General features: G+C 55.1%; 11 protein-coding genes. 1 reads left to right on the forward strand and 10 read right to left on the reverse strand.

Annotated elements, in window-relative coordinates; genetic code table 11:
• The 10 genes from OXG87_01855 to hisG all read right to left on the reverse strand — a co-directional run.
• A partial coding sequence (locus tag OXG87_01855; GenBank protein MCY3868269.1) for a hypothetical protein occupies nucleotides 1-1,036 on the reverse strand: 1,036 nt, incomplete at its 3' end.
• Nucleotides 1,033-2,547: a hypothetical protein gene (locus OXG87_01860; protein MCY3868270.1), complete on the reverse strand. Its 1,515-nt coding sequence runs from the start codon at nucleotides 2,545-2,547 to the stop codon at nucleotides 1,033-1,035. The genes OXG87_01855 and OXG87_01860, both read right to left, overlap by 4 nt.
• Nucleotides 2,540-3,640 carry a glycosyltransferase family 4 protein gene (locus OXG87_01865; GenBank protein ID MCY3868271.1) on the reverse strand — a complete coding sequence of 367 codons (1,101 nt, stop codon included), beginning with the start codon at nucleotides 3,638-3,640 and terminating at the stop codon, nucleotides 2,540-2,542. The genes OXG87_01860 and OXG87_01865 overlap by 8 nt, the downstream gene beginning before the upstream one ends.
• An 11-nt stretch (nucleotides 3,641-3,651) precedes the next feature.
• Nucleotides 3,652-4,203: an HAD family hydrolase gene (locus OXG87_01870; GenBank protein ID MCY3868272.1), complete on the reverse strand. Its 552-nt coding sequence runs from the start codon at nucleotides 4,201-4,203 to the stop codon at nucleotides 3,652-3,654.
• On the reverse strand, nucleotides 4,200-4,790 hold the full coding sequence (gene hisB, locus OXG87_01875; protein MCY3868273.1) for an imidazoleglycerol-phosphate dehydratase HisB: 591 nt from the start codon (nucleotides 4,788-4,790) through the stop codon (nucleotides 4,200-4,202). Before hisB ends, OXG87_01870 begins: the two co-directional genes overlap by 4 nt.
• Before the next feature lie 16 nt (nucleotides 4,791-4,806).
• Nucleotides 4,807-6,204, reverse strand: coding sequence for a hypothetical protein (locus OXG87_01880; protein ID MCY3868274.1), 1,398 nt, complete (start codon nucleotides 6,202-6,204; stop codon nucleotides 4,807-4,809).
• Nucleotides 6,183-7,271 carry a histidinol-phosphate transaminase gene (gene hisC / locus OXG87_01885; protein ID MCY3868275.1) on the reverse strand — a complete coding sequence of 363 codons (1,089 nt, stop codon included), beginning with the start codon at nucleotides 7,269-7,271 and terminating at the stop codon, nucleotides 6,183-6,185. Before hisC ends, OXG87_01880 begins: the two co-directional genes overlap by 22 nt.
• Nucleotides 7,268-8,566, reverse strand: coding sequence for a histidinol dehydrogenase (gene hisD / locus OXG87_01890; protein MCY3868276.1), 1,299 nt, complete (start codon nucleotides 8,564-8,566; stop codon nucleotides 7,268-7,270). The genes hisC and hisD overlap by 4 nt, the downstream gene beginning before the upstream one ends.
• On the reverse strand, nucleotides 8,563-10,872 hold the full coding sequence (locus OXG87_01895) for a glycosyltransferase family 39 protein (protein ID MCY3868277.1): 2,310 nt from the start codon (nucleotides 10,870-10,872) through the stop codon (nucleotides 8,563-8,565). Before OXG87_01895 ends, hisD begins: the two co-directional genes overlap by 4 nt.
• Before the next feature lie 136 nt (nucleotides 10,873-11,008).
• A complete protein-coding gene (gene hisG, locus OXG87_01900) occupies nucleotides 11,009-11,887 on the reverse strand; it encodes an ATP phosphoribosyltransferase (GenBank protein ID MCY3868278.1) in 879 nt (292 codons plus the stop codon).
• Between the two features lie 203 nt (nucleotides 11,888-12,090).
• Between hisG and OXG87_01905 the strand changes: the two genes are divergently transcribed.
• On the forward strand, nucleotides 12,091-12,585 hold the full coding sequence (locus OXG87_01905) for a metallophosphoesterase (GenBank protein MCY3868279.1): 495 nt from the start codon (nucleotides 12,091-12,093) through the stop codon (nucleotides 12,583-12,585).
• Nucleotides 12,586-12,593 lie beyond the last annotated feature (8 nt).

Raw genomic sequence — 12,593 nt, forward strand, 5'->3', positions numbered from 1 at the left:
TGCGCGTGCGCGAGAGGGCGAGGATGGCGAAGAAGAGGGGGACGATGCCGACGTATTCGGAGTTGATTTTGAAGGCGTTGCGTCCCCAGTATTTGTGGGTTGTTGTGTTTGTGTCAAAGGCGACAAATTCGGGGATGACGAGGGCGAATATTTCTTCGGGATGTAGCGACCAGGATGAGGCAAATTCATATCCGTCTTCTTGGGCGGTAGCGGCGCGTTTTGACGATGTTTGTGTGTTCCAGTATTGGGGGATGACGCCTTCTGCGCCTATGGCGAGGCCCAGGCAGATCGCGCCTGCTGATAGGAGGGTTTGATAGAGGGCGGTTTTTGTTCCATTACGGGATATGCCCCATAAGAGCTTGTAGAGGAAGAGCAGGCCCAGTGCCCACAGGGCAAAGTAGGCCATCTGGAGGTGCGGGCTGTAGATGGCGATGCCGACGGTGCCGCCGAGGATTAAAAAGTAGATGATGCGCCGCGTGTCCATGCCGCGGTTGAGTGCCCAGTACATGAGGGGGAAGAGGCCGATGACGGTCATTTTTGCATAGTGCCCGGCCTGCGAGAAGGTGAGGAATGCAGGGGCAGAGGCGTAGGCCGCACCCGCGATGAGGGCGGCGAGGGGATGGAGGCCAAAGCTGCGTGTGCAGAGGTACATGAAGTAGCCCGCTGTGAACATGGCGAAGATGTAACGCCAGCCAAAATAGCGGTGTTCGCTGGTGAAGAGGTCGATGACGACGAGGGGATAGTATTGCGGACGCAGTGCGGCTGATTCCGGGGTGCCACCCATAAATCGGCTCCAGTTTTTTGGTGGCAATTTTTTCAGGGCTTCTGCAAAGGGTTCGTTGCCTCTGTGAAATTCTGCGCCGGTGTCGCTGCCGTAGATCACGTCGCCCGTGATGAGGATGTGATAGAAATAGCCGGTTGTGAGCAGGGCAAAAAAGACAATGGGTACCCATGGGCGAGATAGGAAATGGGTGAGTTCAAACGCCGTTTTGGTTCGGTTGGGTGAGGGCCGGCTATGCCTGCGTCGTTTGCTCATTGTTGGGGTCCTTTTGATGGTGATGAGACGGCTTGTCGCGCAGCGTAGATGGCGATGAGTATGAGGCAGATTACGACGAGGATGAGTGCGATGGTCATTGTTGGGCTGAGGATGTTTGTGCGCAGGACATTGATCCACCACATGTCGATGAGGTCGTAGTTTTTGAGAGATGCGGAGACGAAGCGTTCTGTGCCAGAGGAGATGGTGTAGTCGAGCGATTGCCCGGTTGTGAGGCGGCAGATTGCCGAGGTGAGCTGGTAGTAGCCGCCGATAATGGGAGATAGGTTGGGTGAGAAGAGGAGGTCGCCCATTTGGTGAGGCGCGAAGATTGTTGCACCCATTTTCTTGTCCTGTACAAGGTGCGTAAAGAGATAGGGGTTCATCAGTACAGCGGGGAGTTGTACGAAGAAGCCGAGGACGGTGAGGCGGCGCGTCCATTTGATGTCGGCGAGCACGCCGAGGGGAAAAATACAGAAAGGGAGGATGGGAAGCAAATAACGCGGTCCCCACGAGGATCCGGCATGCCAGTCGATCATGGGTAAGAGGATGATGAATAGTGTCAGGATAAAGCCCAGGCAAAGGCGCGCTTCGTTTGGGTGCGATGATCTGAATTTGTGATAGGCGATGGGGAGGAGGCATATCGTGGGGAAAAAGAAGATGAGGCCGCGTCCGGTGCTGAAGAGCAGGCCGTAAAAGGCGGTGAAGATTTGCGCGGGTATAAAGGCGAGATAGCCACCTTTTTGGGCGAGGATGTCGAGGTGGTATCCGGTGAGTAAGATGTTGCCATAACGCAGGTGGTTGTGATAGGCGACTATGAGACAGGCTGCGAGAATAGGTGATAAGAAGATCGGGATGCGCGATGTGGTGTGTTGGGTGCGGCGCAGGTAGAGCAGGGGGATCGGCAGGAGGACGAGGGTGTAGAATTTGGTGAGGATGGCAATGGCAAAGCCAATTCCCGCAAGGATGGGTGAGGGATGGGGTTTGATGAGGCTGTGCGTTGCGATGAGCAGGCCGAGCCCGACGAGCGGTTCTGGATATCCGTATCCCGAGTATGGAAAGACCATGGTGCCGAGTGCAAAAGCGCCTGTGAGCCATTTTGCGGTAGATGGTGGGTAATTGAATGATTGAATGATGAAATAAAAGAAGAGGACCCACAGGGCGGATATGACCGCGTTGGTCATCGATGTGGTGAACATGGTGAGGTAGTCGGCGGGGATATTGGGGAAGATGCCGGTGAGGAGGAGGCCAATGGCGTAGAAGGGTATTTCTGCGAGGGGCATGCCGGGTCCGTATTTGGAGTACTGGCGTCCAGATGAGGTGACCGCATCGCTGTGTTTTTGCATTTCGGGCACGGTGAAGGTTTCATCGGAGATGATGAGGTCGCCATCGCGCATCAGGCTTTGCGCGGTGAGGTAATTCCAAAATCCATCACCTCCGTAGTGTCCGCCCGCTGTGAGTGCGTAGATGCAGAGGAGGAAGATGAAGAGGTGTGTTGTGGTTCGATTAGTCATTGGCGACTTTCAGATAGACTTCTTCTTGCGCTTGCGCTGTGCGGTCCCATGTGAATTGTGTAGCCCATTTTCTCCCCGCTGCTCCCAGGCGTTTGCGCAGGATAGGGTCGCTGAGCAGGCGGTCCATGGCGCTGGCGAGTGCCTGGGGGTTTTCGGATGGGACGAGGAGGCCGGTTTCATCGGCGCGGATGGCATCTGCCAATCCGGGGATGTCGGTGCCTATGACGGCTTTGGCTGCGGCTGCGGCTTCGATGGCGACGATGCCCCAGCCTTCGTAGCGCGAGGGGGTGCAGACGAAGAGGGCATGGCCTATGAGGCTATTTTTTTGTTCGGGTGTGACGGCGCCAGTGAATTCGACGCGGTTTGCGATGTTGAGTCGATTGGCGATGGATCGTATTTCGCGTTTGTTTTGCGGGGTTCCGCGACCCGAGAGGATGAGGCGGATATCGGGTGCGTTGAGTTTGGCAAAGGCGGATAGGAGGATGTCGATGCCTTTGTTGTGGATGTCCATGCGCCCAAAATAGAGGATGTAGTTTTCTTCTGCCCAGGGTGCTTCAAAACAGATTTGATCGACGCCGGTATAGACGAGGTGAAATTGCGCGTTTGTCGCGCGTTTTTCAAGCTGGCGCGTGACGGTGGGCGAGATGGTCAGGATGTGCGGGTGAAGGTGCAGAGCGCGCTGTTCGGCTTTGCGGGCAATGTGGCCGAGCACGGGATATTTTGCTGTGGCGTGGTCGTCCATGAAGTGGAAGAATTCGAGGAGGCTGTTGCGCCTTTTTTTTCCGGAGACAAAGAGGGGGGCAAAGGCGGAGAATTGATGGACCCACAGGTCGGTGTTTGTTCGGGCGATTTCGCGGGAGGCATAATGGGCAAAGCTCATTCGACTGAGGAGGTACGAGCGGTCTGATCCCACGCGGCGGATGTGTACGCCTTCTCGGGTTTCTTCTCTGGGTGCGTTGGGATATGCGCCTGATAGAATGGTGATCTGGTGTTTGTGCGATAGACGACGGGCTATTTCCCATGTGCGCAGGGCACCGCCCCCACCACACCAGGGGTTGTCGATGTCGTCGTATAAGGTGTGTAAGATGTTCATTTATAGATGGTTCATTCCCAGAGCATCTGGTCTATGACGTCGAATAAGTCGCAGCCGATGTAGCTTGTGCGGTCGCGCGTTTGCTCGTCGATTTTTTTCAGGGCTTCTTCGCCAGAGCCGGTGCGCACGAGGGCTGCGCGGCAGCCCGCATTCCACCCGGCTTCGAGGTCGGTTGCGTTGTCGCCTATCATGATAGAACCCGCGAGGTCGATGTTGTGTTCACTGGCGGCGCGCAAGATCATGCCGGGCGCGGGTTTGCGGCAGGTGCAGTTGTCTCTCCCGTGATGGGGGCAATGGTAGATGGCATGGATGGAGGCGTTGTGCGCGGCCAATTGGTGTTTGAGTTCGCGGTGGATCTCAGAGAGTCCGGTTTCTGTGAGCAGGCCGCGCCCTATGGCGGATTGGTTGGTGATGACGATGACGGGATAACCGGCCTGGTTGAGACGCGCAATGGCTTCTCCCGCGCGCGGTATGAGCTGGAGTTGTTCCACGCGATTGAGGTCTTGGACCTCGATGTTGATTGTGCCGTCGCGGTCGATGAATGCTGCGGGTCGTGCGTTCACAGGCTTCCTTTGGTTGAGGGTATGCCGCTGATCCTATTGTCGAGGGTGACGGCCTGTCGCAGGGACCGGGCGACGGCTTTGAAGATGGCTTCCATGCCGTGGTGCGCGTTGTTGCCGCGCATGAGGTCGATGTGCAGGTTCATGCGGCCGTTGTGCGCGAGTGCGGTGAAAAATTCGAGGCCCAGTGCCGTGGGAAATGCACCGATGCGTTCTTCGGCGAATGCGGCGTTATAGATGAGATGCGCGCGTCCAGAGAGATCGATTACGGCGCGGGCGAGGGCTTCGTCCATGGGTACGTACGCAGAGCCGAATCGCGCGATGCCGGTTTTGTCGCCCAGTGCGTTGGATAGTGCTTGACCGAGGCAGATGCCGACGTCTTCGACGGTGTGGTGGGCATCGACTTCGAGGTCGCCTTTGCAGGTGACGGTGAGGTCGAATAAGCCGTGGCGGGCAAGGGCTGTGAGCATGTGGTCAAAAAAGCCGATGCCGGTGTCGATGTGCGATTCTCCCTTGCCCGTGAGGTTGAGGGAGAGGTCTATGTCTGTTTCAGAGGTTCTGCGCTGGATGTGTGCCGTGCGAGAGGACATTGGATATGTGCCTTTTTTATGAGGGGGCAGGGAGTGTGCGGTCGATCTGGTCGTGTTTGTATCCAAAGCCGGGACCTTCGACGGTGGAGATGTCGATGTGGCCGTTTTGTCGGCGATAGAGACCGGGGTGTACGGCGGCTTCGGGGATTGAGGCGTCGGGGTAAAATTGCATGGCGTTGGTTTCAAAGCCCATGACGGTGCCGGCATGGGCGGTGAGGAGGGCGTGGGGAATTTGCGCGAGCATGGGATTTGTGAGGTCCTGTACCATGAGTGTCATGCCGTGTGCGCGGGCCCAGCAGAGGGAGAGCAGGGCGCCGGTCTGGGTTTTGCAGGTTTTGAGTGCGACGCCGGTCCAGCCGAGTTGTCGTCCGAGGCAGATGATGCGCCAGTCGTGCGCGCTTTCGTCCATGAAGAGGGGTTTGCGCGCGGAGATGCTGTGTACAGGGAGGGGGTTTTCAGAGAGTTCGTAGGCGAAGGGCTGTTCGACGTAGAGGATCATTTGATAGATGCGCGGGTGGTCGGTGAGGAGGCGGTCCAGGATGTCGTTGACGTAATCGACCTGTTGGACGGTGCAGTTGAAGTCTGTACACAACCACATGGCATTGTGTTCGATGCCGATTTGCCCGACGCGGACGATGCGGTCGTAATCCCATCCGGGTTCTTGTCCGGTGAGTTTGATTTTGAGGCAGGTGATGCCGTCGCGCCGTATCCAGTCGGGCAGGACTACGGGATAGCCGTCGTCGGGTTCATCGCCCGTGCGTTCGGCGTCGTCAAGGAGGTCGTTGCCGCCTACGGCGTGCCAGGCGGGCAGGCGGTTTGGTCGCGGGCGGGTGAGGTAGTTTTCGGGATAGCGACCGGCGAAGTTGGCGTCGATGTCGTCGGCGGGGTCGAGGTAGTGCGAGAGGTCGGCGTTCATGAAGTCTGCGTTGTACGTGTCGTAGATGTCGATGTTGTGGAGTACTCCGTATGCGTCGTGCAGGGCGAGGTCATAGGCCGAGGCGCAGACGAGCGCGGATAGGCGGGGCATGTCTCCTGTGGTGTTTTGTTGTTCGATGTTGAAGGCCGAGAGGAGGTCGGGGAGGATGTTTTCCTGAAATGCGTGGCCGATTTCGATGGGGTGACCGGCGGTGTCGATGTCTGCCCATGCGCGTCCGATTTTGAGGCAGAAGTTTTTCATGGCGGTTTCCCGGATGGCGTATGTGAGGTGTGGCGATGGCCATGCCCAGGGCGCGCTCAAGGGGGTTTCTCCCCAGCCAGAAGCGGTGTTGCCCTGCCGGTCTTCGACGTCGATGCGCACTCTTACGCAGGTGACGCTGTCGAGTTGTTCGGTGCCAAAGCGATAGGGTATGCGCGTTTGGACGGGGAGGAAGTAGGTGGCGACGGATTTGATTTTTATGTCTGTTGGTTTGGGCATGGGTTTGTTTCCAATGTCCTTTTAAGGGCGTCTAAAAACAGGTCGTTTTCTCGTTCGGTGCCGATGGATACGCGCAACGCCCTGTCGAGCATGGGATAGGATGTGACGTTGCGGATGAGTACGCCTTGTTCGATGAGTCCGGTGAAGACGGCATCTGGATCGGCGACTTCAAAGAGGATGAGGTTGGCGTGTGATGGATAGGGTGTGACGCCTTCTATTTTGGCGAGGGATTGGAAGACGCGCTCGCGTTCTGCGCAGATAAAGGCGATGCGTTTTTGTATGAGGTCTTTGTGGTTGAGGATGGCCATGGCCGCTGTGTGCGAGAAGATGTTGATGTCAAAGGGGATTTTGCCTTTGATGATTTCGTCGCGCAAGTCGGGATGGGCGATGAGATATCCAATGCGGATGCCCGCGGCGCCAAATGCTTTGGAGAGGGTTTTGAGTACGATGAGGTTGGGGTGTTTGGGCAAGAGGTCGATGGCGGTCTGGTCGTAGAATTCGCCGTAGGCTTCATCGACCATGACGAGGGCGCTGGTGCTGGATAAGAGTTTGTCGAGGTCTGTGTTTGAGATGGCGCATCCCGTGGGGTTGTTGGGGGAGCAGAGGATGATGAGGCGGACGTTTTTTTCGCTGGCAGCGCGACATAGAGCCGGGATGTCGAAGCCGTAGTTTTCCGTGAGGGGTATGTCGAGGACGCGTCCGCTGAATATGTCGGTGTAGAGGCCGTAGAGTGAGAATGAAGGCGAGGGGATGACGACCTGGACACCGGGTGCGGATACGACGCCGAGGACGAGTTGTACGAGGGTGTTCGATCCGTTGCAGACGATGAGTCCGCCGGGTTGGACGCCCATGTGGTCGGCGAGTGCTTCGACGAGGTCCATTTGCATGGGTTCGGGATAGCGCGACCAGGATTTGTTGCGGACGGCGCGCAAGATGTCGTCTTTCAAGCTGTCGGGTACGTCAAATGGGCTTTCGTTTTGGTTGAGCTTGATGGGACAGTCGTAGGCGGTGAGATGGTACCCGTGCAGGGCGCGAACTTCGGGTTTTATGTTTTGGAGATAGGTCATTTTTTCTTGCCCATCCTGATCCTGATGGCATTGGCATGGGCGTCGAGGCCCTCGGTTTCGGCCATGCTGATGATGTGGCCCGCGGTTTTTTGCAGGCGTTGTTCGGTGTATTGTAAGACGCTGATGTTTTTGGTGAAGGTGTCAACGCCAACAGATGACGCGAATCGGGCGGCGCCGGCCGTGGGCAAGATGTGGTTGGTGCCCGCATAGTAGTCGCCCACGGGTTCGGATGATGCCGCGCCGAGGAATACGGCGCCGGCATGGCGAATGGTTTGTAGATGTGTCCAGGGGTCGGCAATGATGAGTTCGAGGTGTTCGGGTGCCAGGCGGTTGGCGAGGTCAATGCCTTCGGCGAGGTCGCGGACGACGACGATTGCACCAAAGCGGTCGAGTGCTGTTTGTATGGCTTTGCGGTGTGTCAGGTCGGCGGCTTGATGGGCGATTTCGTCGGCGATTTGCGTTGCGAGGTCGGCAGAGGGCGTGATGCAGACCGCGGCTTCATAGCCGGTGCCGTGTTCGGCCTGTGAGAGGAGGTCGGCGGCGATGTGTTTGGCGTTTGCCGTGCGGTCGGCGATGACGACGATTTCGCTGGGGCCGGCGATCATGTCGATGTCAACGGTTCCAAAGACGAGTTTTTTTGCGATTTGAACGTATGGGTTGCCGGGTCCGACGAGTTTGTCAACGCGGGGTATGGTGTCGGTGCCATAAGCGAGCGCGGCGATGGCCTGCGCGCCGAAGACCTGGTAGATTTCGCGTATGCCCAGGTGATGGGCTGTGGCGAGGACGGCGGGGTGTATGGCGCCGTTTGGCTGCGGGGGCGTGGCGATGCAGAGGTGCGGGACTCCTGCGATTTGCGCGGGGATGGCGGCCATGAGCAGGGTGGAGAATAAGGGGGCACTTGCGCCGGGTATGAGCAGGGCAACGCGCTCGATGGGGAGGATGCGTTTGCCCAGGATGACGCCGTCGCCGTCTTCGATGAAATAGGATGTTTGTCGCTGGGTTTCGTGAAATTTGCGGATGTTGGTGGCGGCTGCGTCTATGATTTCGATGAATTTGGGGTCGGCATTGCGATGGGCTGCTTTGATTTCGGTTTCGGGCACGCGGATGTCGATCATGTCGATGCCGTCGTATTTTTTGGTGTACGCGAGGAGGGCGCGATCCCCCTGTTCTCTTACGGCGGTGACGATTTCTCGCACGGTTGCTTCCTGTTTGGCAGAGAATTCAGGGCTGCGCGAGAGTATGGCGTCGAGTTTTGGGGGTGTCCTCTGACGATTGTATTTGATGATTTCGATCATTCTATTGCTTCTCGTTTAATTTCTACCCATTTGGATAGATCGGCCTCTAATTTGGGGTCCAGTTCAAGTGCCCTTTGAAAGTGGTACAAAGCTTTGGGCTGATCGTTCAAGAATTGGACCGTGATTTCCCCTACAGCGGCGTGTACATCAGCTTGTTTATCGTCTAACTGTAACGATTGTTCGAGGTGCCCTACCGCCTGTTTGTAGTCTTCTCCCTCGACAGCAATATTTGCCAGAAAATTATAAGCCATAGGAAGTGGATGAATCTGGGTTGAAAGCAAGAGGACTTTCGCGGCCTCTTGCTTTTTCTGGCGTTCGTATAGACGATAGACGAGCGCAATATACAGATTGGCTGTCTCGACTTCCGTACCTGGGGTGACTCGCCGGGTCCCTTCCTCAAGAAAGGACAAAGTTAAATCGGTCAGGCCCAATTCCAATAAACTCCTCCCGCTCCCCCAGAGCAGCCAATGCGGATTCAGGTTGTGAGCAGCCTGTGTCCAGTATGCCCGGTATAGTTTCATGGCCTCTTCCCCCCGTTGCCTGTGTATCTCTGATGCAATGAGGTGGGCAATTTTCGATTGGGGAAATTGCGCTATCGCTCGTCTGGCCGCCAGCAGACTCTGGTCGAGATCTCCTGCCTGAAGCGCGGAACAGGCTGTCTCCAACAGAGAATCAACACAATGGGGATTTGTTGAGGCCTGTTTCTGCAGGTGTGCGATGCCCTGCTGATAGGCGGTGTTTTTTTTAAAAATCATGACAGTCGGGTGATCAAAGCCTACAAACGTCGGTTCACTGCCATCATCTTTGAACGCTATACTACCCAGAGAGGGATAGTGCCTGAAGCGCCGGACTAAATCAAAACCCAACTCACCATCTACCAATACCTGGTAGAAAGCCGCACCCCCCGGAACCAGTTCGGGAGCAGCAGTGAATTGTTGGTACCGATTGACGTCTGTTATGACTATGTAATCCAGGTCGCGTAACTGTTCCTTTACAAAGATGAATTCTACTTTGCAGGTTGTGAATCCACGTAATGTAAAGAGCACTCCCATCTTGATTGGACGAACGGAATATTTCTCCGAATGGATCATTCCGCGCATAGAGAATCCACCTCTTTCGACACCTACCCGGCTATTGGCAGGGATATGTTTGTCTATCCAGCGTGCGGCCTGGATGCGGCTGTCTTCCCGGGTATAGAGGCTGGCAAAAGCAACGCCGTAAATGGCGCTGTACACAAATACCGCAGCACAAATCCCAATGCCCAATTTTCGCGCCTGGACAAATTGAGGAGATCGGATGAACCAGACGCAAAAATCCGCCGATAAAATAGCCAAAAAGGGCAATAGAGGTAGGAGATACCTTATGGGCTTGGCCTGCAAGCCGCCGATCACGTAAAAATAGATCCCGATCCAGAGCAAGATCAGTCCTTTTTGATGATCTATTTTCCAGAGACTATATGATAATCCAAAGACGAAGAAGATGGTAAGAGGCCAACCCACCCCCAGAGGCCACAGATGGCTCCAGTGATACAGATAAGGGATCGTGTGGATATCCACTAAGCTCCAGATTGTGAGGAATTCTCCTCGAGCCCATTCCATTGCAAAACCCAGACCGTAAGGATTTGTATCTTGAAAAATCAGATCCCGGTCCAGGACGAGAAAAGGCTGGAGAGCCACCAAACACAACACTGCTGATAGACCCGCCAGCCAAATAGAAGGTGTCAGGACTGCTTTTAATTGTCGCTGACGAGTGACATAGCCGACCAGCAATATAAATCCCGCTGATAAGCCTATCAGGCGAACGGCGGCACTGAGTCCGATCAATATGCCCGTCAATACAAACCACCGCCAATCAGACCGTTCGAATGCTCTTAAAAGGACATACATAGTGGCCAGAATCAGCAGTGTGAACAATCCATCTACGGTATAGAAATGGGCCAGTTGGATTGCTATTGGGGCTACGGCTACGATGCAAACAGCGAGCAGACCGGCTATCTCGTTGAACCACCGAGCACCCAATAACCAGACCAGGTACAGGGTCAGACAGGAAACCAGCACCGCCAGAATACGGGCGGTGAAATATACGTATCGGACCCCATCGGGTGATTTCTGGTTTGTAAAGTCCAGGCCAAAAATAATGCTGTTAAATTCCAGTACGCCTCGCAAAAGATAGATGGGCAGCATGCCATAGCTGGTGATTTTGGGGGATAGTGGATCAATGGGATCTAAAGCGGCCTGGATGAGGGCAGTTTCATCGGGATGAAAATGATAAAACGCCCTCTCAGATTGGCCTGATCCGTCCAGCACAAATGAACTATCTCCTCTGGTCAATCCCACAAAGCGCAGCGAACAGCCCAATATGATGCATAATATTACACAGTGAGAAAACTTGATCTGTTCTCTAATCCCACGCATTGGTCAGGTTCCCGAGGAGAATTTTCCGTTAATAAATCACTTTGTTCAGGGGATATTCGATGATGCCTTCGGCACCCGATTTTTTGAGTTTTGGTATGAGGTCGCGCACGATGCGCTCATCGACGATGACTTCGATGGCGACCCAGTTTTCGTCGAATAAGTTGGCGATGGTGGGGTTGTTGAGCGCGGGTAGATTTTTGACGATTTGCGCGAGGTCGGCGCGGCGTACGTTCATTTTCAGGCCGACTTTGTCTTCGGCGTTGAACGCGCCGATGAGGAGGGTGGCGATGTGTTGCGCTTTTTCGCGTTTCCACGCATCGCTATAGGCATTCTTGTTGGCGATGAGTCTGGGCGTGGTTTCAAACATGGTGTCTATGACGCGCAGGTTGTTGGCGCGCAGCGAGGATCCGGTTTCGGTGAGTTCGGCGATGGCATCGACGAGGCCGGGTACGCGCACTTTGGCTTCGGTAGATCCCCAGGAGTATTCGACTTCGGCGGTTATGCCGCGGTCTTTGAGGTGGTTGCGCGTGGCTGTGACGAGTTCGGTGGCGATGCGCTTGTCCTGCAGGTCCTGTATGGTCTGGATGTCCGAGTCTTCGGGTACTGCGATGACCCAGCGCGCGGGTTGCGATGTGGTTTTGCTATAGGCAAATTCGGCGATTTCGATGATGTCGGCTTCGTTTTCGCGGATCCAGTCGATGCCTGTGAGTCCGATGTCGAGAACGCCGCGTTCGACGTAGTGCGCGATTTCCTGGGCGCGCAGAAATAAGCCCTCGAGTTCGGGGTCGTCAATGACGGGCGTGTAGGACCGGTGGCTGGCGCGGATGCGATAACCGGCTTTGGCAAACAGGGTGAGTGTGGATTCTTGAAGACTCCCGGAGGGAAGGCCGATTTTTAGTATGGGCATAAGGGGTCTGCTCCTGTATTAACACATAAATCAAATGTACTAAAACAAATGAATTATACACACCCTCATTTATTTTTTTCATTTACTACTTTATCTACATCTGTATAAGATAAGATTTTTTGTTTTTTTTGGGAAATTTAATGCCTATAATTATGAAAATTGAGTTATCTCAGAAGAATTGACCTGACAATAGGAGTTTAATCATGGGAAAATCACATCTCGTCGGTTTGATTACGGATACACACGATAATAAACACGCGGTTGAGAAAGCGGTTGAGCTTTTCAATGCGCGCGATGTGGGGCTGGTGCTGCACGGGGGCGATTATATCGCGCCGTTTAATGCGCGCTGGATGAGTGATTTGACGGTGCCTTTTGTCGGGGTTTTTGGGAATAACGATGGGGAGAAGTTCGGCTTGCGGGCGCTTTTTGAAGATCTGGGTCCGATTCACCGCCCGCCTTATGTACACGAGTGGGAGGGCAAGCGCATTTTGATGTTGCACGAGCCAGATGAGGTGGATGCCCTATCACAGAGCGGTGCTTATGATGTGATTTTTTACGGGCATACGCACGAGATCGATGTGCGAAGAGGCAATACGCTGGTGATTAATCCGGGGGAGGCGTGCGGGTGGACGACGGGGCGGGAGACGGTGGGGATTCTGGATCTGAATGCGATGGATGTGGAGATTGTGGATTTGTAGGGGAGAGG

This window comes from Gemmatimonadota bacterium (assembly GCA_026706845.1).
Lineage (GTDB): Bacteria > Latescibacterota > UBA2968 > UBA2968 > UBA2968 > VXRD01.

What these genes read in the sequence shown, in the direction of transcription:
- OXG87_01905 (MCY3868279.1), top strand. Translation starts at nt 12,091, where the DNA reads ATGGGAAAATCACATCTCGTCGGTTTGATTACGGATACACACGATAAT.
- hisC (MCY3868275.1), bottom strand. Translation starts at nt 7,271, where the DNA reads ATGACCTATCTCCAAAACATAAAACCCGAAGTTCGCGCCCTGCACGGG.
- hisB (MCY3868273.1), bottom strand. Translation starts at nt 4,790, where the DNA reads ATGTCCTCTCGCACGGCACACATCCAGCGCAGAACCTCTGAAACAGAC.
- OXG87_01880 (MCY3868274.1), bottom strand. Translation starts at nt 6,204, where the DNA reads ATGCCCAAACCAACAGACATAAAAATCAAATCCGTCGCCACCTACTTC.
- OXG87_01865 (MCY3868271.1), bottom strand. Translation starts at nt 3,640, where the DNA reads ATGAACATCTTACACACCTTATACGACGACATCGACAACCCCTGGTGT.
- hisG (MCY3868278.1), bottom strand. Translation starts at nt 11,887, where the DNA reads ATGCCCATACTAAAAATCGGCCTTCCCTCCGGGAGTCTTCAAGAATCC.
- hisD (MCY3868276.1), bottom strand. Translation starts at nt 8,566, where the DNA reads ATGATCGAAATCATCAAATACAATCGTCAGAGGACACCCCCAAAACTC.
- OXG87_01860 (MCY3868270.1), bottom strand. Translation starts at nt 2,547, where the DNA reads ATGACTAATCGAACCACAACACACCTCTTCATCTTCCTCCTCTGCATC.